The following is a 22353-nucleotide window of genomic DNA, read 5'->3' on the forward strand; positions in this document are numbered from 1 at the left end:
ACGGCGTCAGGATGACAGCAGCGCCATGAGCTGCGCCTTCGTGTAGCGGGAGAAGCCGGCGTGGCCGGCCGCTCGTGCTCGCGCGCGCAGCTGAACGACAGTGAGCGTCGAGAGGTCCTCGGCCGTGCCGGCCGGCGCGGGCACGGGCGCGCGCGCCGAGTCGCGAGATGCCGCCGGCGGGGCCGGGGCGTGGATGCTGGTCTCGGCCTCCTCGTTCGACACGCCGCTCGGCACGACGAGCACGGTGGGACGCGCCGGCGGCGTCGAGTTCGCTCCCGCCGCCTTGCCGTTCTTGGTGGCACCCTTCTTGGCGCCGGACTTCCCGGCTGCCCGGGACTGCTTCTTCACGGCCGCCTTCTTCGCTGCGGCGAGCTTCGCCTCGACCTTGTCCACGGCCTTGTCGACCCGGGCGATCGCCGCTGCCGCCTTCTTCTGCACCTTCTTCGGGTGACGCGTGATCTTCTTCTTGGACGCTCGAGCGGCATCCTTCGCGTCGTCGGCGACGCTGCGCAGCTTCTTCGCATCCTTCTTCGGCAGCGTCTTGCTCAGTCGCTTCGCGTCCTTGGCGGCAGCGGCGGCGGCATCGAGAGCTGCCTCGGCCGCCTTCGTCGCCTTGGTGGTTTTCGCCATCGTGAGACCTTCTCAATCCTGGAATGGAGCACACCGGAGACGGCCGCTCCTTGCGGGGATAAAGGGTACAGGTGCAACACGAACGGATCGAGACCGGCGAGTGCGCGACAGGGCCGGCTGGTCCGGCCTCCGCCGGAGCCGATGTGCGCGAACGCGTGCCGTCGGAATTGCGGCTACTCTCCACTGGGGGTCTGTGCAACACCGATCCGACGAGAAAGCCCGGCCGAACGTGACGATGTCCCTCCCCGAGAGGCGCCGCTCAGCGCGTCATCGTCGCGCCTTGGCGTACTGGGCGGTCATCCTCGGGCTGTACGTGTCGCTCGCAGTCGGCGCGTCGCTGGTGCCGCCGGCGTGGCTTCACATGCCTGCGCTGTTCGCGCACCTCGGTTCGGTCATCGTCGGGCTGGGCGCCGCCGTCGTCCTGGAGTTCACGGGCCTCCTGTGGATCGCCGACCGGCGATCGCTCGGCGACCTGCGGATGAACGAGCGACTGATCTCGATCGTCGCCTGGATCGGCATCCTCGGGCTGCTGGCGAGCGGGGCGTTCCTGCACCCGAACCTGTCCGATCCGAAGACGATCGTGAAGATGCTCGCGGTCCTGCTGGTCGCGATGAACGGCGTCGCGATGACCCGGCTGACCGACGAGCTCGGCCGACTACCGGCACAGGTGCCGTTCCGGTCGATCCCCCGCAGCCTGAAGGTCTGGTGCGTCTGGAGCGCGGTCGTCTCGCAGACCGGATGGTGGACGGCAGTGATCCTCGGAATGCTGAACACCGCTTCGCACTGAACTCCCAGTGACTGCACAGCACTGGTCGCGTTAGGCTCGTGCCGAGTCCGACCCCCGTTGACTCGCATCCTCGCACACCCGGTTCAGGTTCCCGCGCCTGAGAAATCCCCCCAATGGCCAAGCAGAATCCCGACGATCGCGCGCTCGCTGACGACGCGCCCGGTCCCCGCCGCGGCGTCGCGCGCCCGACGACCGAGGCCCCCAGCGCGATAGAGCTGCGCCGTCGCCAGCGCCGTGAACGTCGTCGGCGCGTGGTGATGTGGACCAGTGTCGCGGCGATCGTCGTGCTCGTCGCTGCCATCGGCACGGTGTCGACCGTGATCGTGAGCTCGCTTGCGTCGTCCAATACTGCAGCATCGGGCGGGGCCCCTGCTCCGCAGCCCGAAGAGCCCATCGTGTTCCCCGCCGACGAGCCCGCCGCCGCTGCGGGCGCCGGCCCCTGCATCTCCGTTCCGGTCCTGTCGTCGTTCGAGAACGCCGAGATGGTCGCGAACCTCGCCGCCGCGTACAACGCCCAGCCCCGCGACATCAACGGGTCGTGTGTGACCGTCACCGCGGCCAGGGACAAGTCCGGCATCGCCGCCGAGGCGGCGGCCGCCGGGTTCCCCGCGCTGGCGGCCGACGCGAAGCCCCTGGTGTGGCTCCCGGATGCGCACACCTGGCTGTCGCTGGCTCGTGCCAACGGCGGGGAGGCGGTCGTTCCCGCCGATGCCGAGAGCGTGGCCACGTCGGACATCGTCCTGGCCATGCCGGAGCCGCTCGCGCAGGCGATCGGCTGGGACGAGAAGCCGCCGCAGTGGCAGGACGTCTTCGAGGCGGCCGGCGACGCCGACCTGTGGACGGACCTCGGTCACTCGGAGTGGGGCGCATTCAAGCTCGGAAAGACGAGCCCGGTCGTCGCCACCTCGGGCGAGGCCGCGATGTTCGCGTCGTTCGGCACCGCGGAGGGTTCGCTGGATGAGATCACGGCCGAGTCCGTGGCGGACGAATCCGTCAAGGACATCGTCCGCGAGCACGAGCTGGCGACGAGCCACTACATGGCCACCCCGGAGCATTTCCTGTGGCACGCGCGGCAGGCCGAGCAGACCGGCTCCGCCGCGGACTTCCTCTCCGCGGTCATCGTCGACGAGAAATCGGTGTGGGACTACAACCGCGGCATCACGAGCCGCGACGGCGTCACCCGGACCGCCGGCGATCCCCCGGTCGAGAAGCTGGTCCCGATATATCCCGCCGACGGCTTCTACGCTGCGGACAATCCCGCTGCCGTGCTGACCGGCGACTGGGTGGACGCGAACGAGGCGGCCGCTGCGGCGGATTTCGTGCGATACGCCGTGACCGCCGAGGGACAGCAGATCGTGCGCGACTCGGGTTACCGCGACCTCAACCGCGCGCCGGATGCCGGTGTCGCCGAGGTGGCGAAACTCGTCGCCGACCCGGCCGGCGCGCTGCCCCTGCCCGATCAGGACGTGGTCGCGGCCGTCAACACCGCGTTCCCCGAGGTGCGCAAGCGCGCGCAGGTGCTCTTCCTCGTGGACGTGTCCGGATCGATGGACGAGCCGATCTCTGCGTCGGAGACCAAGCTCAGTGCGGCCAAGGACGCGATCGCCCTGGCCCTCGACCACTTCACCGCGGGCGACAATGTGGGTCTCGCCGCGTTCGCCCAGGCGGAGGGCGGTGTGATGGTTCCCGGAGCCGTGTCTCCCATCGCCGACATCGGAACGTCGCGGGACGCCTTCCTGGCCGCCCTCGGAGGCCTGAAGTCCCAGGGCGACACCCCGCTCTACCAGGCGGTCGACACGTTCGCGGCGCAGCAGGCGCAGTCGTGGTCGCCCGATCGCATCACGGCGGTCGTCGTGCTGAGCGACGGCAAGAACGACACGCCCACGCCGACGATCGGCGTCGACCAGATGCTCGCGAACCTTGGGCACCTCCACCACGGCGGCACGCCCGTCCTCGTCTTCACGCTCGCCTACGGCGCGGACGCCGACGTCGCCACGCTCCAGTCCATCTCCAGCGCGACCGGCGCGCACTACTACGACGCGACCGACCCGACCAAGGTCAGTGCCGTGCTCGGCGATCTGGTGACCAGCTTCTGAGTCGCTGACGCCCATCCCGGGCGACGGAAATCCTGCGGAAATCCGCTCAGATGCGCCACGATGGTGCGAATGGATGCCGCTGCGCGCGGTGTACACACCTCGTGAAAGCAGGCAGCTCATGGCCCGATCCACCCGAATCCTCCTGGCCGGTCTCGGCGCACTCACCGTCGTCGGTCTCGCCCTGGCAGGCTGCGCGAGCTCGTCGGGCGGCACGCCGTCCGACTCTCCGTCGGCCCAGGCGACGATCGAGCCCGATCCCGACCTCGGTGCGGCCTGGCTGGACAGCGGACGCATTGTCGGCCTGGTCACCCTCGGCAGCTCGACGTGCGTTCCGGGCATTGCGGATGAAGCCACCTACACCGACGGCGTCCTGCATGTGGAGCTCGCTGCACCCGCGGGCGCTGAGCCGTGCACGTCGGACCTCGTTCCGCGCGTCACGCTCGTCGGAGTCCCTGCCGATGTCGATCCGGAGCAGAACCTGCAGATCGAGGTGACTGGCGACGACTACTACGGCGAGGTCGAGCTGGAGGGCGTAGCGGGCTTGGATCCGACCGGCGAGACGGACTACGAGCCGAGTGCGGGCTGGGCGACGGCACCAGGTCAGTTCGTGATCCTGACGTGGGGCTCATCGACCTGCATCCCCGAGATCGCGGATGTGGCCGCAACGGGCCCGGCCGAGGTCACCGTCACCTACCTCGACCCGCCGGCCGACCAGGTGTGCACGATGGACATGGTGGGTCGTGGCGCGGTCACTGCAGTCAATGACCTCGAGCAGGACACCGACGTCGAGCTGATCCTCACCAAGGGCGGATTCCTCGGCGTCAAGCTCCCGATCTACGGGACCAACTGACCGGCGGCACGCCGGTCGTCCAGCCGGGTTATCCTGTGCGGATCGACGAATGCGCGCGTCCGAGCGTGCGAACGAGGTCGATCTGCGCCCGGGTCGCCGCGAAGAGCGCGTCGATCGAGACCGATTCATCGGCGGCATGCGCCCGCGACTGCGGATCCTGGATCGCGGTGATGACCGCCTCCGCGCCTGGGAACGCCTCGAGATAGGAGGCGATGAAGGGGATGCCGCCCCCGACGCCGATCTCCGCCGCGGGCCGACCGAACGCCCGCGCCAACGAAGCGCTCGCGGCCCGCATGGTGGCGGCGTCGGCGTCGGCCCGCCACCCGCGACCCATCGAGACGACATCGACCGTCGCGTGCGAACCCCAGGGAACGTGCGCCTCGACATGCGCGAGCAGCAGCTCGAGGGCGCGGCGCGGGTCTTCCTCGGGAGCGAGTCGCAGACTGATCGATGCGTTCGCGGTCGGAGCGAGCGCGTTGGCCGCACCGTGCGGCTCGGGCGCCCCGATGCCGGTGACGGTCACCGCGGGTCGGTACCACAGTCGTTCGGCGAGCGAGCCCGTGCCGAGCACGGCGACCCCGTCGAGCAGGCCGGATGCCGCGCGCAGCGAGTCGACCGACGGAGGCGCGCCGGCGCCGGTCCCGTGCGACAGCCCTGCGATCGCGGCATCCCCGTCCGAATCCGCCAGCGAGGCGAGCACCTGCACCAGCGCCCCGACCGCATCGGGCACCACGCCGCCGAAGACTCCTGAATGCGCAGCGCGGTCCGATGTGCGGACGGTCAGGATGACGTTCAGCAGGCCGCGGAGTGACGTGGTGACCGATGGCGACCCGACGTCCGCGTTCAGCGAGTCGAGGGCGATGACGACGTCGGCTTCGAGGCGGCCCGCATACTCGGCGAGGAGTGCCGGAAGCGTCGGGGAGCCGATCTCCTCCTCGCCCTCGATGAGGACGGTGACCGACACGGGCAGGTCGGATCGCAGCTGTCGCAGCGTCTCGAGGTGCACCGCGATGGCGCCCTTGTCGTCGGCGGTGCCTCTGCCGCGCAGTCTGCCCTACCACTGGGTCGCCACGAACGGGTCCGACGCCCACTCGGCCGGAAGGCCGATCGGCTGCACGTCGTGGTGCGCGTAGAGGAGCACGGTGGGAGCGTCGGGTGGACCCGGCATGTGCCCGAGCACCGCGGGGGCGCCGCCGGGCGCTGCTTCGACGGATGCGGCGAGTCCGGCTTCGGTGAACGCCTGGGCCACGAGCTGCGCCGACCGGACGACATCGGATGATCGAGCGGGGTCGGCGCTCACGGACGGAACTGCGACGAAGCGCCGGATGTCCTCGAGAAGCCGGCCCCCGTCGATCGGCGGGTCGGGACTCGACCCGGCTTGCCCGCGAGCATCACGAGGAGGGGTGCCGGGCATCCCCCAACTGTGGCCGATCGGGCGACCGATTCTGCTTGTGCTGTCGCACAAGATCGGAACCGTCGGATGTGCCGCGCGACAGCGGGCGGTCGCACGAACGCGCTAGGACAGGAGTCGGATCTGGAGCTCGGCGAGCAGACGCTCATCCGAAAGGCTGAGGCTGAACCGGGCGACCTCCTGCACCCTGTTGATGCGGTAGCGCACAGTGTTGACGTGGATCCCGAGCTTTCCGGCGACTGCGCGCATGTCGCCGACCGACTCGAAGTAGGAGCGCAGCGTGGCGACGAGCTCGGTGCCCTCGGCGCGGTCGTGCTCGACCAGACGGACGATCGGACCGCTGAGGAGGGCCGGGTGCGCGAGCGCCAGTTCGCGGAACTGCTCCAGCCGCCACGTCGCGTCGACGTCCTCACTGTCGGTGAGGGCGTTCCATCCGCGGCGCTCGGCCAGGAGGAGCAGTTCGTCGACCGTCTGCCTGACCTGCGCGGTCTCACCGAGCGCACGGAACGTCGAGCTCATCATCGCGCGGTGCGGCGCGGTCCTCTGAAGCCTTGCGTGCATGTCCGTCACCACGCGCACCGCATCCCGTCGGTGCGCGGTGTCGGGTGCGGCGAACAAGAGATAGGCGGCATCGGTGCCGGCCGCGACCTGCGCATTCACCCGGAATGCGTCGCAATGCGTGCGGGCGAGCGCGACGAGCCGGCGCACCGCCGCCGCCCGCTCGTGGGCGTCGGCCGCGGTGGGCCGAAGGCCCGCGAGCACGAATCCACCCTCGATGTCGGTGCCGAGCCTGCCCGCGACCTGCCGTTCGGTTCGTCCACCGGCCAGGAGGCTCTGCAGCGCAGCATCCCCGTCCGTGCTGCCGAAGGGCGCGCTCGCCGCGTGCCGCAGCAGCGCGAGCGCGGCGAGCTCCGCAGCGCGGCGGAGCCTGCGCTCGGCCTCCTCGAGCGGCACATCGACGTCCGGCTGCCACCAGATCGTCGCCAGCACCTCGGCTCCCACTCGCGCAGCAACGGCGTACCGGCGCGAAAGCCCCTCGACCTCGCCGTCGGCTACGCGCACGATCTCACCCCGGTTGAGCGCGTCGACCACCCCGAGGCGACGGATGCCGTCGAGCGCGGCAGCGGGCGGTCTGCGTGCCAGGATCGTCTGGCTGCGCACCTCGTCGTGCGGATCGCCGCCGGAGTAGGAGATGAGCTGCCAGGCCGGGTCGAGGAGCACGACCGGCCCTTCGCACATCGACGCCAGCGCATCGGCCAGTCCGAACAGCGACTCGTCCGCGTCTGAGGACGCGGGTGTCCCGATCACCGCAGACCGCAGGAGGGCGATGACGAGGGCCCAATCGGCGTCCGGTTCGATCATCAGGACGGCGAGCGGGGATTCCTCGGCGCCTGGAGTCGCCCTTGCCTTGATCGCGACCGCGACGACGCCCGCGGCATCCGCCTCGGAGACGAGCCGTGCGCAGTCCTCGTCGCCCCACAGGTATCCGGGTGCGACGACCAGCGAACCGGCGCGGAGGACCGCAGGAAAGTGTACATCGGTGACGATGACGTCGTGGACGTCCCTCCCGACCGGACCCGCCGCGCCGATCACGATCGCGGGTCCGACGCGCTCTGCGACGTCGGCCACCTGCGCAGGCGTCATCCGGCTCCCTCGCTCGTTGTGCCCGAGCACAATCGTACGTCCGGCAAGCTGGTCCGCAGGGCAATGGTGGCGCCGTCGGCCCGACCCTACGGTGGCAACCATGCACCCAGCCTCCCGGCGCCTGCCACGCCCGCGCGACCTCGCGCGACTGATGCCGTCGAGGCCGCAGTGGCCCACGAAGGAGACGAGGCTTCGCCGGGCAGCAGACATCGGCGACCTGCGACTGCTCGCCGAGAAGCGCGCGCCGCGACTCGTCTTCGACTATGTCGACGGCGGAGCCGAGAGCGAACGATCGCTCAGGGCGTCGGTGCAGGCGTTCGACGAACTCGTCTTCCGTCCGCGCATCCTGCGGGACGTCGGGCACGTCTCGATGGCGCCGCGGATCCTCGGACGCGAGGTCGCCATGCCGCTCGTGCTGGGGCCGACCGGGTTCACCCGCATGATGCATCGCGACGGGGAGGCCGGTGTCGCGAGCGCCGCGGCGTCCGCCGGCGTGCCCTACGTGCTCTCGACGATGGGGACGACCACCGCGTCGGATGTCGCGGCAGCCGCACCCGGCGGTTGGAACTGGTTCCAGCTCTACGTCGTGCGGGAACGGGCCAGGAGCGCCGCGAGCCTGGAGCGCGCACGCGAAGCGGGCATGGACGTGCTCGTCCTGACCGTCGACGTGCCGGTCGCGGGTGCGCGCCTGCGCGATGTGCGGCACGGGATGACCATTCCGCCGCGCCTGCGGTGGGGGACCATCGGCCAGGGCATCGCCCGGCCGGCGTGGACGTGGGACCACCTCACCGGCGCGCCGCTGAGCTTCTCGACGGCCGGTGGCACGCCGGATGATCTGGCGGGGATGATCAACACGATGTTCGACCCTACGGTCACGCTCACCGACCTCGAGTGGCTCCGCGGCGAGTGGGACGGGAAGATCCTGGTCAAGGGGGTGCAGGACGTCGAAGACGCCGCCGCGCTCGCATCCATCGGCGTGGACGGGATCGTGGTGTCCAATCACGGCGGGCGGCAGCTCGATCGCGCGCCCGTTCCGCTCGGGCTCATCCCATCGGTGCGCGACGCTGTCGGGCACGATCTCGACGTGTTCCTCGACGGCGGTGTGCGCAGCGGAGCCGACATCGCCGGAGCCGTCGCACTCGGTGCGACTGCGGTCTTCGTAGGGCGGGCATACCTCTACGGCCTCATGGCCGGAGGCCACGCCGGTGTCGTCAGGATGCTCGAGATAATGCACGCCGAGCTGCAGCGCACGATGCAGCTCCTCGGCGCGCCGCGCATCGAGGACCTGAACCGGGGCCACGTGACCGTGCCCGGTGAACCCGCCTGATCGGACTCGCGTCGGTCACCCGGTGTGGGACGGGTTCGCGGCGTCTGCCCTCGGCTGAGCGATCCAGTTGCGGAGCAGATCGAGCGCATCGGCAGACGGGGTGCCGGGCTCTGCGAGGTACGTGGCGATCCTCACACCTGGTGTCGAGGGAAGGCTCAGCGTCTCGTACCCGACGGTGAGCGGTCCGACCACGGGATGCCGGATCCGCTTGGTACCGCTCGCGTGCGTCCTGACCGTGTGGGCCCCCCACCAGATGCGGAACTGGTCGCTGCGCGTGGCGAGTTCGCCCACGAGGGCCATCAGGGCGCGATCGCTCGGATCCTGACCGGCGAGGAGCCGCATCGCAGAGACCGCTTCGCGAGCGTTCTTCTCCCAGTCGACGTAGAAGACCTGCGAGCGAGGGTCGAGGAACAGGTACCGCGCGTGGTTGAGCGGCGCCGCGCCCTGCGGAAACAGATGCGGAAACAGGGCGCGGCCGAGCGAGTTGGACGCGACGACGTCGGAGAGGCGGCTGAGCGCGACAGCCGGCACATCCGCCATCGCGTCGATGAGCTGCGCGACCTGCGCCGACACGCGCGTCTCGGGTTTCGCACGCGGGATGCGCCGCGGACCGGATGCTGCGCGGGCGAGATCCAGCAGGTGCGCGGTCTCGGCGTCGTCGAGCTCGAGGGCGCGCACGAGCGCGAACAGGACGCTCTCCGACACCCCGCTGAGGTCGCCGCGCTCCATCCGGGTGTAGTACGCGGTGCTCACACCGGCGAGCTGAGCGACCTCCTCCCTGCGCAGACCCGGAACCCGGCGCTCCCCGCCGAACACGGTGAGCCCGGCCTGCGCCGGGGTGATCCTGCCGCGAAGCGCGGTGAGGAACTGCCGCACGTCCTCCCGGGAATCCATGCTCCGACGCTAGCCCCGGCGGTCGGTCACGTGGGAGTCACCAGCGGTCACCCTCACCCCGCGGGTGCTGGGGGCTAATCCTGGTGACTCTCACCAGCGCCGGCACCATGCCTACCGTGGAACCATGAACGATTCGCACAGTTCGAGCAAGATCCCGACCGTCACGCTCAACAACGGCGTGGAGATGCCCATCCTCGGATTCGGCGTCTTCCAGGTCGGGCCCGAAGAGACCGAGAAGGCGGTGCGCGAGGCGCTGGCGGCGGGCTATCGCCTCATCGATACCGCGGCCGCCTACGGGAACGAGGAAGCAGTCGGCGCCGCGATCGCGGGCAGCGGCATCCCCCGCGAGGAATTGTTCGTCACCACGAAGCTCTGGGTGCAGGAGCGGCCGGCCGAGCAGAACACGACCCGCGCATTCGAGGATTCGCTGCGCAAGCTCGGACTCGACTACGTCGACCTGTACCTGATCCACCAGCCCTTCGGCGACTATTACGCGCAGTGGCGTGCGATGGAGCGGCTCGCCGCCGACGGACGGACACGGGCGATCGGGGTGTCCAACTTCGCGTCCGATCGAATCCTCGACCTGATCCTCAACAATGACGTCGCGCCCGCGGTCAACCAGATCGAGACCAACCCGTTCCACCAGCGCGCAGACGACCAGGGCATCCTGGCGAGCGAGGGCGTCCAGATCGAGTCCTGGGGTCCGTTCGCCGAGGGCAAGAACGGACTGTTCAGCAACCATCTGCTGACCGAGGTCGGTGCCGGCTACGGCAAGTCCGTCGCGCAGGTCGTGCTGCGGTGGCTCATCCAGCGCGGCGTCGTCGTCATCCCGAAGACCGTCAGCCCAGCCCGCATGGCGCAGAACCTCGACGTGTTCGACTTCACGCTGACCGACGCGGACATGGCGAAGATCGCAACCCTCGACGAGGGCTCGACGCAGTTCTTCGACCACCGCGACCCCGACATGGTCCGCTGGCTGAGCGCACGACGTCTCGCCTGATCAGGTCTGAGGTCGGCTGCGGTCAGCGCCGCCAGACGATCGACGACCGCCACCGCCTACGGCGTGCGGTCACTTTACGCAACCCGGTTCCGGGACGCCCGCGCGCGCGATAGAACAGCGACATGAGGGTGATCATGTATGCGGGCACACGACTGATGACCGGCGACGAGATCGCCGATGCGGTGCTGGAGTATTGCGCCGCGCTCGCCGAGGTCGGAACGGCGGAAACCGTCGAGATCCCCGTGCTCACGGACGAGGGCGTCCGCGCCTCGGCGAGACTCCTGGTCGGTCCCGCCAGCCAGATCGTGGCGGAAGACGTCGAGACCTCCTTCGATGAGCTCGTCGATTCGGATGTGGTCAGTCTGCTGCGCAGCAGAACCCAGAGCCATCGACCCGTCGCCGCCAGCATGCCGCGCGACGCCGATGACTCGGAGTCCGCCTGGATCGATGACTACTGACGGCTCGATGCGGGAATGCCGCATGATGTGACGGCAAGCATGGTGCACGGATAGCGAGAGTTCTATTGTGTCGTCGTGGGCACCATCTTCTACGGGGGGTCCGCCACCCCCATCCACATCGAGGACCGCGCGCTCGCGCACCTGAAGGTCGTGATCGCGACCAAGCTGCGGCGCAGCGAGAGCTTCACGCTGTCGTGGCGGCATCCCGACGACCAGCCGCGTGGGCGGACCACGATCTGGCTCCACCCCTCGATCCCGCTGCGTTTCGTGTTCGACGACCCGGTCTCGCCCGAATTGAGCCGCAAGTGGATCGAGGAGCTGGCGAACTCCGCGAACTCCTCCGGAGGAATCATGCTGATCGCCGAGCAGATCGAGGGCGTTCCCCCGGACGCTCCCGGTGGGGAGGACCCTTCCCTCACTGTGGGCACGGTCGAAGTGGACGAGCTGACGATCGACAAGCTCACGGTCTCCGGATCCACTCTGCCCGCGAGGTCGGGAGACGGCTGATGCCGATGCGATCGGATCGCCGTCGCGGCGGTCCACTCCGCTGTGGCCCTGGACGGAATGTCAACCCCTAGGTGCGTCCGATCCTGCTGAGGCTGAATGGAGGGAACTCATTCCAGACTCAGCGAGGAGCACCCATGGTGCAGATCATCGAAACCATCGACGTGGACGTCCCCGTGGCGACCGCCTACAACCAATGGACCCAGTTCGAGAGCTTCCCCGAGTTCCTCGACGAGGTCGAGTCGATCACGCAGCTCGATGACACCCACACGCATTGGAAGGTCAAAGTCGGGCCCGTCGAGCGAGAGTTCGACGCGACGATCTCCGAGCAGCATCCCGACGAACGCGTCGCCTGGACCAGCACGGGCGGCGACACCGCACATGCCGGAGTCGTCACATTCCACAAGCTCAGCGACAGCTCCAGTCGTGTGACCGTACAGCTCGATTGGGCGCCGGAGGGCCTCGTCGAGAAGCTCGGATCGCTCGTCGGCGTCGGTTCGCATGCCGTGAAGAAGGACCTCAAGAACTTCAAGGAATTCATCGAAGCGCAGGGAGCCGAGACCGGAGCATGGCGCGGCGACGTACCGGCGTGACCTGAACTGATGGCGGTCCGGGAGCTGTGGCTCGCCCGACACGGCGAGAGCGTCGCGAACATCGCGGCGACCCGTGCCGAGCGGGAGGGCCGCGACCTGATCGCGATCGACATCCGGGACGCGGACGTGCCGCTGTCGCCGGTCGGCGAGGAGCAGGCTCTCGCGCTCGGTCGATGGGTCGCGGACCATCGGCCGGTGCTGGACATGTTCTGGGTCTCGCCGTACGTCCGTGCCCGTCAGACGCTGAGCACCGCTCTCGGAGAAACGGGTCCGCCGGCCCTGGTCGTCGTGGACGAGCGCCTGCGCGACCGCGAGCTCGGAATCCTGGATCTCCTCACGACGCACGGCGTGGCGCATCTGCACCCGGAGGAGGCTGAGCGTCGACGCCTCCTCGGGAAGTTCTACCACCGCCCGCCCGGAGGCGAGTCCTGGGCGGATGTCGCCCTCCGCCTGAGATCCTTCCTGCAGGACGCGAGCCAGGTGGCCGGCGAGCGCGCGATGGTCGTCGCGCATGACGCGATCGTGATGCTGATCCTCGCCGTGCTGCTGCCCATGCAGGAACGGGAGCTGCTCGACTTCGCGGCATCCCATACCGTCCTCAACGCGTCCGTCACGCACATCGTGCGACAAGGCGCCGGATGGCGGCTCGCCGAATTCTCGGCCGTGCGGCACCTGCAGTCGGAGGGTGCGCCGGTCACCGTGCACCCGGGCAGTCCCGATGTCCAGCCCGAGTGAAGTCGTCACCGGTGCCCTCCTGAAGGGGTGGGGGCTCCCCGATCCCGGCGACTCGAAGAAGTCTCGAGGCCAGGTGATCGTGGTCGGAGGATCACGCCGCTCACCCGGAGCAGTCCTGCTGGCGGGTGAATCCGCTCTCCGCGTCGGCGCCGGCCGGCTGGGGCTGGTGGTGCCAGGGTCGATCGACGCGCATCTGGGCGTCATGATTCCCGAGGCCGCCGTCTTCGCGCTGCCCGAGGCCGTCGGCGAGGAGCTGGATCCGGCAGTCCGCGAAGAGCTCGCGACCGCGGATGCCGTGCTCTTCGGCCCTGGATTCGACGATGCCGAGCAGACGCACGCGAGCCTGCGCCAGATCACTGCCGGCGACATCGGCTGCCTCGTGCTGGATGCGTTCGCCCTCGGCATCCTGCCCGATTTCCCTCGTTCCAGGCTGCCGCGTGTTCTCATCCTGAACCCGAACGAAGAGGAGGCCGCGATCCTCCTCGGTCGCGATCTCGGCGGTGATCGCGTCGCCGAGGTCTCGGAGATCGCCCGACGGTTCGATGCCGTCGTCAACTGCTACGGCACGATCGCGACGCCCGCCGGCCGGGCATGGGTCGTACGCGCCGGCGGGCCGGGACTGGGCACGTCGGGCAGCGGCGACGTGCTCGCAGGCGCGATCACAGGGTTCGCCGCGCGCGGGGTGGATCCCGTGCGTGCAGCCGTATGGGGGAGCTGGACTCACGCGCAGGCGGGCGACCGGCTCACGAAGCGCGAAGGCATCGGCTTCCTGGCCCGGGATCTCGCCACCGAACTCACCTCGACGCTCGCCGACGCGATCCGGTGAGCCGGCCTGGCGAGGATCAGTGCGCCGGCGGCGGGAAATGCGGGATCGGGATCGGCTTGGTGGCGCCACGCTGGCGGTGGGCCCATTCCTCCAGGCTGTCCACTGCGTCCTCGACCGTCGCGAAGGTGACCGGCAGCGGAAGCGGAGCACCCCAGACCACCTCGACCTGGTCGTCGTCGGTCACGGTCAGGTGCGCCACCGTGCGCGAGGCATATGCCGGGCGCTGCGAGTCCCTGATCTCCCATCGGTACGCGTCGATCTGATGGACGGCGAATCGATGAGCGGATGCTGTGCCGGTCATTGCGGCACGACCTCTCCTCGTTGTCTCATCTCTTCTCCCTTGGTCGCTCGGCGAGGGAGTCGGTTCGAGGAGATTCTGATCTCCCACACTGCAGATCAGCTGGGGATTGACATTTCCGATTCGGCGTAGGCCGGAGCGAGGGAGTCGCTCAGCCGATGCGGGTATCGCCCCGCGGCGAGACCCGAAGCCATCGGTATCCGTAGGGCGCGAGCTCCAGGTCGACCTTTCCGCGCGGGTCCAGTGCGATCCGATCGGGGCCGTGCAGGTCCACGAGGGTCGTGCCATCCTCGACCGCCCCGATGTCCACCTGGACGCGCTGCGGGGACTCGGTGAAATTGTGCAGCGCGATCATGCGTCCCACGTCCGAGGCGACCTCGTGGGCGAGCACCCCCCTGCCGTCGTGTTCGAGAATCCGCAGCTGCCCCCACCCGATCTCGGGGGACACGCGATACCGGCTGATCAGGTGGCGGACGAACTGCAGCATCGAGTCCGCGTCGTTGCGCTGCTGCTGCACGTTCACGTGCTGCGGCGCGTAGCCGTCTTCGGGCGGCGGCGCGACGAGCCGCCCGCGCGCGGCGTGCGAGAACCCGCCGTTCTTCCCGTCGGTCCACTGCATCGGCGTGCGAACCGATTGACGGCCCTCGATCTCGATGTTCTCGCCCATCCCGATCTCCTCGCCGTAGAACAGCACCGGAGTGCCGGGCATCGAGAAGAGGAGGCTGTAGACCATGCGGATGCGGCGCGGATCGCCCGCGAGCATCGGAGGCACCCGTCGGGTGATGCCGCGGCCGTAGACGCGCTGGGAATCGTTCGGCGCGAACGTGTCGAAGACCTCCTCGCGCTCCGCATCGGTCAGCTTGTCGAGCGTCAGCTCATCGTGGTTCCTCACGAAGTTCGCCCATGCCGCCTCCGGCGGCACCGCAGGGCGCGAGGTCAGCGACGCGATGAGCGGCGCCGGATCGCTGCGCGCGAGCGAGAGGTACATGGCCTGCATCGAGAGGAAGTCGAACTGCAGGTCGAGTTCGCCGCCGCGCTCGCCGCCGAAGAACTGCAGCTGCTCCCGGTAGGGGAGGTTGACCTCGCCCAGGAGAGCAGCATCGCCCACCCGGCGTTGCAGGAAGCGCTTCAGGTCGCGGAGGAACTCGTGCGGATCTCCGATGTCCACGCCCTCGGGCGGTTCGATCAGGAACGGCACGGCGTCGATGCGGAAGCCGGACACCCCGAGCGCGAGCCAGAAGCCGATCGTCTTGGCGATCTCGTCGCGGACGCGCGGGTTGGCGATGTTCAGATCGGGCTGGTGCCGGTAGAACACGTGCTGGAAGTACTGCTCGGTGCGCTCGTCGTACTCCCACACGCCGGCTTCCTCGCCCGGAAACACCGTCGGCTCCTGCTTCTTCGGCGGCTCATCGCGCCACACGTAGAAGTCCCGGTAGGGCGAGGTCCGGCTGCGCCGGGCGGAGACGAACCACGGATGCTTGTCGGAGGTGTGGTTGACGACGAGATCCACGATGACCCGCATCCCGCGGTCATGCGCGGTCCGGATCATCTCCACGAAATCGCCGTGATTGCCGAGGCGGCGATCGATGCCGTAGAAGTCGCTGATGTCGTACCCGTCGTCGCGATCGGGCGTCGGATAGAAGGGCATCAGCCACAGGCAGGTGACTCCGAGATCGGCGAGGTAGTCGATGCGCCGGGCGAGGCCGGCGAAGTCGCCGACTCCGTCATCGTCGTCATCCATGTAGGTCTCGACATCGAGGCAGTAGATGACCGCTGTCTTCCACCACAGATCGCTGGTGTCGGTGATCCTCACAGTGCCCTCCTCAGTGCGGGAAGCAGGTCGCGTTCGGCGCGGTCCAGGAACGCCGCCTGGTCGGTGGTCACACCGTGGAGGTAGACGCGGTCGAAGCCGAACGCGGCCAGTGCCGCGATGCGATCCGCGAGTTCGGACGCGTCATCGGATGCGAGCGCGCCCGCTCGCAGCTGCGCATCCGTGGGATTCCCAGCGAGCGCATCGAAGTCCTCGGGCTGCTCGATGTCCCACAGCGAACCGCTGATCGCCGCGTGCCTCCACTGCTCCCGCAGCACACTCAGCGCAGCCGCATCGGTGTCTTCGAGCGAGACGTGCACCTGCAGCACACGAGGACCGCTGCCGCCCGCATCCCGGTACGCCGTGACGACCTTCTCCAGGACCTCGGGCGGCTGGGCCACCGTGGCGAGGCCGTCTGCCCAGCGGGCGACCCATGCCGCGGTCTCGGCGGTGACGGCCGCCCCGAGCAGAGGTGGCGGTGACGCGGGACGACTCCACACCCTGGCGCGGTGCACCGAGATCTCCCCGCGGTGGGTCACCTCGTCGCCGGCGAGGAGCCGCCGGATGACCTCGACCGATTCCTCGAGCCGCGCATTGCGGCGATCCTTCGATGGCCAGCGGTCGCCGGTCACGTGCTCGTTCACCGCTTCGCCGCTGCCGAGCGCCGCCCAGAACCGGCGGGGAAACATCTCCTCGAGCGTCGCGATCGCCTGGGCGGTGATCACCGGGTGATATCGCTGGCCCGGTGCGCTCACCACACCCAACGAGAAGGACGTCGAGGCGAGTGCCGCACCCAGCCAGCTCCATGCGTACCCCGATTCGCCCTGCCGCACACCCCAGGGCGCGAGGTGATCCGAGCACATCGCCGCGTCGAAGCCCGCCTCCTCCGCCCGCACCACCGCTGCGAGCAGCCGACTCGGCGGGACCTGTTCGTGGGATGCGTGGTAGCCGATGAGAACCATCCTGCGAGTCTTCTGAACCGCCAGTTCCGCGGCAAGGCCTTGCCTCCGCCGCCGGATCGCCCTATGTGTCCGCATCGACCCGGTGCGGGTCCCGACCTCGCGCCGCTATGGGGCGCGGAGCTGGATGCGGACGCCCTGAGGGCTGCCCGGCGGCGATTGGAGTGGGGGAGCGGTCGCGAACACCGCGCATGCGAGCACCACGAGCGCGGTCCCGACGCCGAGCACCAGCGACATGACCAGTGCGGTTCGAGAGCGCAGTGCCGCGCGAGCCACAGAGATCAGGCCGAGTCCCGCGAGGCCGCCCGCTGTGTTGGCGATCACGTCCGTGACATCCGTCTTGCCGACCGCGAGCACGTACTGGGCGAGCTCCATCGCAAGACTCGTCCCCGCGATCAGGAAAATCGCCTTCCACCAGCGCCATGACGGCACGACGAGTCCGAGATATACGCCGAAGGGAATGAAGACCGCGACGTTCGCGATGACTTCGAACGGTGCGTTCGATCCGGCCCCCGCGGTGCGCACGAACGGGATGAGTTTGATCTCGCGCACCGAGGCGTCGCCGATGTAGGGGACGTGCAGCTTCCACACCACGAGCCACGTCAGCAGCACGAGATACACCGCGAACAGCACGCCCGTGAGCACGTTCGCCGGAGCGGACACCCGCCCTCCCGCCAGAGGTCCCGCGGTGGCGACTTCGGCGGAACGCCGCGATCCGATGGCCGGGCCGCTCATCGCCGCATCCGAGGATCCTGCGTCGGGTCCGTATACGTCGGCGGGCAGCCGAGGGTCGGCGCTTCGAGGCGCAGCTCGTAGTGCCACGGCTCATTGTCGTAGGTCGGGCACAGCCCGTACTGAGCGCCGTTTCCGCCCAGCCATTCGATGGCGTCCAGCGAGCCGATGTCGACAGCGTCCCCGGACACGTGGGCGGACGTCGCCGCGGTGGCGACCCATCGCGCGGCTTCCGCTTCCGATCCGTACTGCAGGACCGCATCGCGGAGCAGCTGGTCCTGATACGCCGGCGAACGCCAGCCGCTGCTCAGCTCGAACTCGATGCCGGCGTCCGCAGCATCCGTCGCAGCGTCGCGCAGGGCGTGCAGCAGCGCGGGATCCAGGTTGCCGACGGCGGGGTAGTCGTCGAACACGGTCGCGCCGTCGGGAAGGATGCCGTCGGCTTCGGTGAGCGCGCCGGGCGGCTGTCCGAGCGCGCCCTCGCGCGGCAGCTCACCGAGCGAAGGGGCGCGCGAGGCGGGAGCCACCGAGGGCGGTGACGGGGCGGATGCGGCCGATGACGCGGTCTGACCGATCAGGCTGCCGACGATCGCGCTCGCGGCGGCGACGACGGCCGCGACGCACGCGAGGATCAGCAGGGTCGTTCTTCGCATTGCGCTCGTGTGATGCATGCTCCCAGTCAAGGAAGCACGCGGTTGCCGTGCCGTATGCGCTTTTGCATACACCCCTGATATACGCGCTTCGTAGCATGGAGCGCATGCGTGTGCTGATCGTCGAGGACGAGCCCCTCATGGCCGAGTCCATTCGCGATGCGCTGCGGCTGGAGGCGATCGCGGCCGACATCGCCGGTGACGGAGACACCGCACAGGAGCTGCTCAGCATCAACGCGTACGACATCGCGATCCTCGATCGCGATATCCCCGGGCCGTCCGGCGACGAGATCGCCGCAGGGATCGTGGGTTCCGGGAGCGGCATGCCGATCCTGATGCTGACCGCGGCCGACCGCCTCGACGACAAGGCATCAGGGTTCGAGCTGGGAGCCGACGACTACCTGACGAAGCCCTTCGAGCTCCAGGAGCTCGTTCTGCGATTGCGGGCCCTCGATCGGCGGCGCGCACACAGCCGACCGCCGGTGCGCGAGATCGCCGGACTGCGACTCGACCCGTTCCGTCGCGAGGTCTACCGGGACGGGCGGTACGTGGCGCTGACGCGCAAGCAGTTCGCGGTGCTCGAGGTGCTCGTCGGGGCCGAGGGCGGCGTCGTCAGCGCCGAGCAGCTGCTGGAGCGGGCGTGGGATGAGAACGCCGACCCCTTCACGAATGCCGTCCGCATCACGGTGTCGGCGCTGCGGAAACGCCTCGGCGAGCCGTGGGTCATCGCCACGGTACCGGGCGTCGGCTACCGCATCGACGCGTCAGGCGAGGGAGGCGATCATGCCTAGGGAGCCCGGGATCGACGTCCGGCTCAAGCTCACGCTCAGCTACGCGGCGTTCCTCATGGTCGCGGGTGCGCTGCTGCTCTCCGTCGTCTGGGTGTTCCTCCTGCGATACGTTCCCGCGGGTTCCAACCCGGGACCCGGTCCCTTCTCGCCGAATCGTGGCGACCTGGTGCGCGCCTTCGTTCCCCCGGCGGCCTGGGCGCTGTTCTTCCTGCTGCTGTTCGGCCTGCTGGGCGGGTGGTTCCTGGCGGGACGGATGCTGGCGCCACTTGCTCGCATCGCGGACGCCGCGCGGCGCGCCGGCGCCGGCTCGCTGTCGCACCGGATCGCGCTGCCTGGTCGCAATGACGAGTTCCGCGAGCTTGCCGACGCCTTCGACACGATGCTCGCCCGGCTCGAGGCGCAAGTGGCGGAGCAGAGGCGGTTCGCCGCGAACGCGTCCCACGAGCTGCGCACGCCGCTCGCGATCTCGCAGGCACTGCTCGAGGTCGCCCGCGCCGATCCCGATCGGGACACCGACCTGCTCATCGCGCGGCTCGGCTCCGTGAACACCCGCGCGATCGAACTCACCGAAGCCCTGCTGCTGCTCAGCCGCGCCGATCAGCGGACGTTCGCACGCGAACCTGTCGACCTGTCGCTGGTTGCCGAAGAGGCGACCGAGACACTGCTTCCGCTGGCAGAGGCGCGCGGTGTCACGATCGGGGTCCGAGGCGACCCGGTCCCGGTGCTCGGATCGCACGCACTGCTGCTCCAGCTCACCGCGAACCTCGTGCACAACGCGATCATCCACAACACCGCCGCGCACGGCACCGTGGACATCGTCTCCTCCACAGGCACGGGCGTCGCGGTGTTGACCGTCGAGAACACCGGCGACAGGCTCCCGCCCCAGCTCGTCAGGACACTCGCCGAGCCGTTCCAGCGCGGCACCGAGCGCGTCCACTCGGACCACGCCGGTGTCGGCCTCGGCCTGGCGATCGCCGACAGCATCACGCGTGCGCACGACGGAACCCTCACGATCACCGCACGCCCCGAGGGCGGGCTCCGCGTGTCCGTGCAGCTCCCCCTCGTGCGAATGCCGGACTAGCCGAGCCGGGTCCGTGTGGAATACCGCTCAGCGGTCCCGCGTTGTGCGACGAGTACCCCCTAGGGGTATATTCGTCACGAGGGAGATCCGCCATGAGCGAGACCGACGCGCCCCACCACGCGATGCACGTTCACGCCGATCACGGTGCGCACGCTGATCACGGCGGACACGCCCATCACGGCGGACACGCGGGTCACGGCACGGACCACGTGGCGCGGTTCCGCCGTCTGTTCTGGATCAATCTGCTCCTGGCTATTCCCGTGCTCGCGTTCTCGAGCATGTTCGCGATGCTGCTCGGCTACTCGGTGCCGGAGTTCCCCGGTGCGCAGCTGATCTCCCCGATCCTGGGCACCGTCATGTACTTCTGGGGCGGCTGGCCGTTCCTGACAGGGGCGGTGGGCGAACTCCGTGCGCGCAAGCCCGGCATGATGCTGCTGATCAGTCTTGCGATCACCGTCGCCTTCGTCGCCTCGTGGGGTGCGAGTCTCGGACTGCTCGACCACGAGCTCGAGTTCTGGTGGGAGCTCGCGCTCCTCATCGTGATCATGCTCCTGGGCCACTGGATCGAGATGCGCTCTCTTGCGCAGACGACATCCGCGCTGGACTCCCTCGCCGCCCTTCTGCCCGACGAGGCCGAGCGCGTCGACGGCGAGCAGGTCGTGACGGTCTCACCCTCCGAACTGCGGGTCGGGGACGTCGTCGTGGTGCGCCCCGGTGGCAGCATCCCGGCCGATGGGCGCATCGTCGACGGCCGCGCGGACGTGGACGAGTCGATGGTCACGGGCGAGTCCCGCGCAGTCGCCCGCACGATCGGCGACCCCGTCACCGCGGGAACCGTCGCCACCGACTCCGGACTCCGCGTCGAGGTGACGGCGACGGGCGAGGACACCACGCTCGCCGGCATCCGGCGACTCGTCGCCGAGGCGCAGAGCTCCACCTCCCGGGCGCAGCGCCTTGCCGACCGCGCCGCCGGGTGGCTGTTCTGGTTCGCACTCGGCGCCGCCGCGATCACGGCGATCGTCTGGACCGTCCTCGGCGACCCCGATGCGGCGGTCGTCCGCACCATCACCGTCCTGGTCATCGCCTGCCCGCATGCGCTCGGACTCGCCATTCCCCTGGTGGTGGCGATCGCGACCGAGCGCGCGGCGCGCGGCGGAGTGCTGATCAAAGATCGGCTGGCGCTCGAGCGCATGCGCACGATCGACACCGTGCTGTTCGACAAGACCGGGACGCTCACCGAGGGCGAGCCCACCGTCACCGACATCTCACCCGCGGAGGGCATCGACTCCGCCACCGTCCTCGCGCTGGCGGCCGCCGCGGAAGCCGATAGCGAGCATCCCCTCGCGCGGGCGATCGTCAGCGCCGCGTCCGATCGCGGACTCCGCATTCCGCGGGCGACCGGGTTCTCGTCCTCGCCCGCGGTCGGTGTGGTCGCGACCGTCGATGGACAGCAGATCCGCGTGGGCGGTCCTCGACTGCTCGAGGACGTCCGTGTCGCCGAGATTCCTGCGGCGGCGGACTGGCGGGGGGACGGTGCGATCATCCTGCACGTCGTCCGAGACGGACGGCTCATCGGCGGCCTCAAGCTCGCCGACGAGATCCGTCCCGAGTCGCGGGCTGCGGTCGAGGCCCTGCACCGGCTCGGCATCCAGGTCGTGATGATCACGGGTGACGCCGAAGGCGTCGCCCGGTCGGTCGGGCGGGATGTGGGCGTGGACCGCGTCCTGGCCGGTGTGCGCCCGGAGGACAAGTCCGCGAAGGTCGCCGAGCTGCAGGGCGAGGGGCGCAGGGTCGCGATGGTCGGCGACGGCGTCAATGACGCTCCCGCTCTGGCGCAGGCCGATGTCGGCATCGCGATCGGCGCAGGCACCGACGTGGCGATCGCCTCGGCCGGCGTCATCCTCGCGAGCGATGACCCGCGCTCGGTGCTGTCGGTGATCGAACTCTCGCGGGCGAGCTATCGCAAGATGGCGCAGAACCTGTGGTGGGCCGCCGGATACAACCTCATCGCGGTGCCGCTCGCCGCCGGAGTGCTCGCACCCATCGGATTCGTGATGCCGATGTCGGTGGGCGCGATCCTGATGTCCGTGTCCACCATCGTCGTCGCGCTCAACGCGCAGCTGCTCCGGCGCCTCGACCTGCGGCCCGAGGCAGGTGTGCGCGCCATCCTCCGCAGGCCCCGGAGCGCCCGAACCCCGTCATCGGCGGGCACCGGTCCGCGGGCCTGATTCACCCATGCCGGGTGACCCGTCGGCCGAGATCGAGCGCGTACGCTCA

22 protein-coding genes and 1 pseudogene are annotated in these 22353 nt (G+C 69.5%); 13 read left to right on the top strand and 10 right to left on the bottom strand.

Annotation, left to right across the window (positions count from 1 at the left end; all coding sequences use genetic code 11):
- Positions 1-6: 6 nt before the first annotated feature.
- Positions 7-630: a hypothetical protein gene (locus BM349_RS03130; protein WP_091702681.1), complete on the bottom strand. Its 624-nt coding sequence runs from the start codon at positions 628-630 to the stop codon at positions 7-9.
- 280 nt (positions 631-910) lie between these two features.
- Between BM349_RS03130 and BM349_RS03135 the strand changes: the two genes are divergently transcribed.
- The 3 genes from BM349_RS03135 to BM349_RS03145 all read left to right on the top strand — a co-directional run bounded on the left by BM349_RS03135 (position 911) and on the right by BM349_RS03145 (position 4363).
- Positions 911-1417, top strand: a complete 507-nt coding sequence (locus BM349_RS03135; RefSeq protein ID WP_091702684.1) for a hypothetical protein — start codon at positions 911-913, stop codon at positions 1415-1417.
- Between the two features lie 113 nt (positions 1418-1530).
- Positions 1531-3513 carry a vWA domain-containing protein gene (locus BM349_RS03140; RefSeq protein WP_091702687.1) on the top strand — a complete coding sequence of 661 codons (1983 nt, stop codon included), beginning with the start codon at positions 1531-1533 and terminating at the stop codon, positions 3511-3513.
- A 118-nt stretch (positions 3514-3631) separates the two neighbouring features.
- Entirely contained in the window at positions 3632-4363 is a 732-nt protein-coding gene (locus BM349_RS03145) for a hypothetical protein (RefSeq protein ID WP_091704843.1), read from the top strand.
- 28 nt (positions 4364-4391) lie between these two features.
- Here BM349_RS03145 and BM349_RS03150 read toward each other — a convergent pair whose 3' ends face one another.
- The 3 genes from BM349_RS03150 to BM349_RS03160 all read right to left on the bottom strand — a co-directional run bounded on the left by BM349_RS03150 (position 4392) and on the right by BM349_RS03160 (position 7418).
- Positions 4392-5411, bottom strand: a complete 1020-nt coding sequence (locus BM349_RS03150; RefSeq protein WP_091702692.1) for a M20/M25/M40 family metallo-hydrolase — start codon at positions 5409-5411, stop codon at positions 4392-4394.
- Between the two features lie 6 nt (positions 5412-5417).
- The gene (locus BM349_RS03155; protein ID WP_091702696.1) at positions 5418-5777 is read right to left on the bottom strand and encodes a hypothetical protein; all 360 of its coding nucleotides are present in this window, start codon (positions 5775-5777) and stop codon (positions 5418-5420) included.
- A gap of 102 nt (positions 5778-5879) precedes the next feature.
- Positions 5880-7418, bottom strand: a complete 1539-nt coding sequence (locus BM349_RS03160) for a PucR family transcriptional regulator (RefSeq protein ID WP_175525175.1) — start codon at positions 7416-7418, stop codon at positions 5880-5882.
- Between the two features lie 100 nt (positions 7419-7518).
- Here BM349_RS03160 and BM349_RS03165 point away from each other — a divergent pair, with 100 nt between their 5' ends.
- Positions 7519-8745, top strand: a complete 1227-nt coding sequence (locus BM349_RS03165) for an alpha-hydroxy acid oxidase (RefSeq protein ID WP_139230868.1) — start codon at positions 7519-7521, stop codon at positions 8743-8745.
- A 15-nt stretch (positions 8746-8760) separates the two neighbouring features.
- Here BM349_RS03165 and BM349_RS03170 read toward each other — a convergent pair whose 3' ends face one another.
- A complete protein-coding gene (locus BM349_RS03170; protein WP_091702704.1) occupies positions 8761-9639 on the bottom strand; it encodes a helix-turn-helix transcriptional regulator in 879 nt (292 codons plus the stop codon).
- 151 nt (positions 9640-9790) lie between these two features.
- Here BM349_RS03170 and BM349_RS03175 point away from each other — a divergent pair, with 151 nt between their 5' ends.
- From BM349_RS03175 to BM349_RS03200, 6 genes and pseudogenes are all read left to right on the top strand, one after another.
- On the top strand, positions 9791-10639 hold the full coding sequence (locus tag BM349_RS03175; RefSeq protein WP_091704850.1) for an aldo/keto reductase: 849 nt from the start codon (positions 9791-9793) through the stop codon (positions 10637-10639).
- A 122-nt stretch (positions 10640-10761) separates the two neighbouring features.
- The gene (locus BM349_RS03180; protein WP_091702707.1) at positions 10762-11097 is read left to right on the top strand and encodes a hypothetical protein; all 336 of its coding nucleotides are present in this window, start codon (positions 10762-10764) and stop codon (positions 11095-11097) included.
- Positions 11098-11172: 75 nt separating this feature from the next.
- A pseudogene (locus tag BM349_RS03185) lies at positions 11173-11472 on the top strand (hypothetical protein); the annotation flags it as partial.
- 266 nt (positions 11473-11738) lie between these two features.
- On the top strand, positions 11739-12194 hold the full coding sequence (locus tag BM349_RS03190; protein WP_091702709.1) for an SRPBCC family protein: 456 nt from the start codon (positions 11739-11741) through the stop codon (positions 12192-12194).
- A 9-nt stretch (positions 12195-12203) separates the two neighbouring features.
- On the top strand, positions 12204-12929 hold the full coding sequence (locus BM349_RS03195; RefSeq protein ID WP_091702713.1) for a histidine phosphatase family protein: 726 nt from the start codon (positions 12204-12206) through the stop codon (positions 12927-12929).
- Positions 12913-13755 carry an NAD(P)H-hydrate dehydratase gene (locus BM349_RS03200; protein ID WP_091702716.1) on the top strand — a complete coding sequence of 281 codons (843 nt, stop codon included), beginning with the start codon at positions 12913-12915 and terminating at the stop codon, positions 13753-13755. The genes BM349_RS03195 and BM349_RS03200 overlap by 17 nt, the downstream gene beginning before the upstream one ends.
- Before the next feature lie 16 nt (positions 13756-13771).
- On the opposite strand, the gene BM349_RS03205 is transcribed toward BM349_RS03200, so the two are convergent.
- The 5 genes from BM349_RS03205 to BM349_RS03225 form a co-directional block, all read right to left on the bottom strand.
- Positions 13772-14056, bottom strand: coding sequence for a hypothetical protein (locus tag BM349_RS03205; RefSeq protein ID WP_091702721.1), 285 nt, complete (start codon positions 14054-14056; stop codon positions 13772-13774).
- Between the two features lie 148 nt (positions 14057-14204).
- The gene (locus BM349_RS03210) at positions 14205-15866 is read right to left on the bottom strand and encodes an alpha-amylase family protein (RefSeq protein WP_091702724.1); all 1662 of its coding nucleotides are present in this window, start codon (positions 15864-15866) and stop codon (positions 14205-14207) included.
- Positions 15863-16825 carry a TIGR03885 family FMN-dependent LLM class oxidoreductase gene (locus tag BM349_RS03215; protein WP_091702728.1) on the bottom strand — a complete coding sequence of 321 codons (963 nt, stop codon included), beginning with the start codon at positions 16823-16825 and terminating at the stop codon, positions 15863-15865. The genes BM349_RS03210 and BM349_RS03215 overlap by 4 nt, the downstream gene beginning before the upstream one ends.
- A 105-nt stretch (positions 16826-16930) precedes the next feature.
- A complete protein-coding gene (locus BM349_RS03220; RefSeq protein ID WP_091702731.1) occupies positions 16931-17557 on the bottom strand; it encodes a VanZ family protein in 627 nt (208 codons plus the stop codon).
- Entirely contained in the window at positions 17554-18207 is a 654-nt protein-coding gene (locus BM349_RS03225) for a M15 family metallopeptidase (RefSeq protein ID WP_091702734.1), read from the bottom strand. Before BM349_RS03225 ends, BM349_RS03220 begins: the two co-directional genes overlap by 4 nt.
- A 104-nt stretch (positions 18208-18311) precedes the next feature.
- Here BM349_RS03225 and BM349_RS03230 point away from each other — a divergent pair, with 104 nt between their 5' ends.
- The 3 genes from BM349_RS03230 to BM349_RS03240 all read left to right on the top strand — a co-directional run bounded on the left by BM349_RS03230 (position 18312) and on the right by BM349_RS03240 (position 22304).
- On the top strand, positions 18312-18995 hold the full coding sequence (locus tag BM349_RS03230) for a response regulator transcription factor (protein WP_091702737.1): 684 nt from the start codon (positions 18312-18314) through the stop codon (positions 18993-18995).
- Entirely contained in the window at positions 18988-20076 is a 1089-nt protein-coding gene (locus BM349_RS03235; RefSeq protein ID WP_091702740.1) for a sensor histidine kinase, read from the top strand. Before BM349_RS03230 ends, BM349_RS03235 begins: the two co-directional genes overlap by 8 nt.
- A 122-nt stretch (positions 20077-20198) precedes the next feature.
- Positions 20199-22304: a heavy metal translocating P-type ATPase gene (locus BM349_RS03240; protein ID WP_254773755.1), complete on the top strand. Its 2106-nt coding sequence runs from the start codon at positions 20199-20201 to the stop codon at positions 22302-22304.
- The last annotated feature ends 49 nt before the right edge of the window (positions 22305-22353 follow it).

Origin of the sequence: Microbacterium sp. cf046 (assembly GCF_900114345.1) — a bacterium.
Lineage (GTDB): Bacteria > Actinomycetota > Actinomycetes > Actinomycetales > Microbacteriaceae > Microbacterium.

Excerpts from the sequence above, each read along its gene's own strand:
- BM349_RS03130 (WP_091702681.1), bottom strand. The coding sequence starts at position 630 with ATGGCGAAAACCACCAAGGCGACGAAGGCGGCCGAGGCAGCTCTCGAT.
- BM349_RS03140 (WP_091702687.1), top strand. The coding sequence starts at position 1,531 with ATGGCCAAGCAGAATCCCGACGATCGCGCGCTCGCTGACGACGCGCCC.
- BM349_RS03145 (WP_091704843.1), top strand. The coding sequence starts at position 3,632 with ATGGCCCGATCCACCCGAATCCTCCTGGCCGGTCTCGGCGCACTCACC.
- BM349_RS03155 (WP_091702696.1), bottom strand. The coding sequence starts at position 5,777 with ATGCCCGGCACCCCTCCTCGTGATGCTCGCGGGCAAGCCGGGTCGAGT.
- BM349_RS03160 (WP_175525175.1), bottom strand. The coding sequence starts at position 7,418 with ATGACGCCTGCGCAGGTGGCCGACGTCGCAGAGCGCGTCGGACCCGCG.
- BM349_RS03165 (WP_139230868.1), top strand. The coding sequence starts at position 7,519 with ATGCACCCAGCCTCCCGGCGCCTGCCACGCCCGCGCGACCTCGCGCGA.
- BM349_RS03170 (WP_091702704.1), bottom strand. The coding sequence starts at position 9,639 with ATGGATTCCCGGGAGGACGTGCGGCAGTTCCTCACCGCGCTTCGCGGC.
- BM349_RS03180 (WP_091702707.1), top strand. The coding sequence starts at position 10,762 with ATGAGGGTGATCATGTATGCGGGCACACGACTGATGACCGGCGACGAG.
- BM349_RS03190 (WP_091702709.1), top strand. The coding sequence starts at position 11,739 with ATGGTGCAGATCATCGAAACCATCGACGTGGACGTCCCCGTGGCGACC.
- BM349_RS03195 (WP_091702713.1), top strand. The coding sequence starts at position 12,204 with ATGGCGGTCCGGGAGCTGTGGCTCGCCCGACACGGCGAGAGCGTCGCG.
- BM349_RS03200 (WP_091702716.1), top strand. The coding sequence starts at position 12,913 with ATGTCCAGCCCGAGTGAAGTCGTCACCGGTGCCCTCCTGAAGGGGTGG.
- BM349_RS03205 (WP_091702721.1), bottom strand. The coding sequence starts at position 14,056 with ATGACCGGCACAGCATCCGCTCATCGATTCGCCGTCCATCAGATCGAC.
- BM349_RS03215 (WP_091702728.1), bottom strand. The coding sequence starts at position 16,825 with ATGGTTCTCATCGGCTACCACGCATCCCACGAACAGGTCCCGCCGAGT.
- BM349_RS03220 (WP_091702731.1), bottom strand. The coding sequence starts at position 17,557 with ATGAGCGGCCCGGCCATCGGATCGCGGCGTTCCGCCGAAGTCGCCACC.
- BM349_RS03225 (WP_091702734.1), bottom strand. The coding sequence starts at position 18,207 with ATGCGAAGAACGACCCTGCTGATCCTCGCGTGCGTCGCGGCCGTCGTC.
- BM349_RS03230 (WP_091702737.1), top strand. The coding sequence starts at position 18,312 with ATGCGTGTGCTGATCGTCGAGGACGAGCCCCTCATGGCCGAGTCCATT.
- BM349_RS03235 (WP_091702740.1), top strand. The coding sequence starts at position 18,988 with ATGCCTAGGGAGCCCGGGATCGACGTCCGGCTCAAGCTCACGCTCAGC.
- BM349_RS03240 (WP_254773755.1), top strand. The coding sequence starts at position 20,199 with ATGCACGTTCACGCCGATCACGGTGCGCACGCTGATCACGGCGGACAC.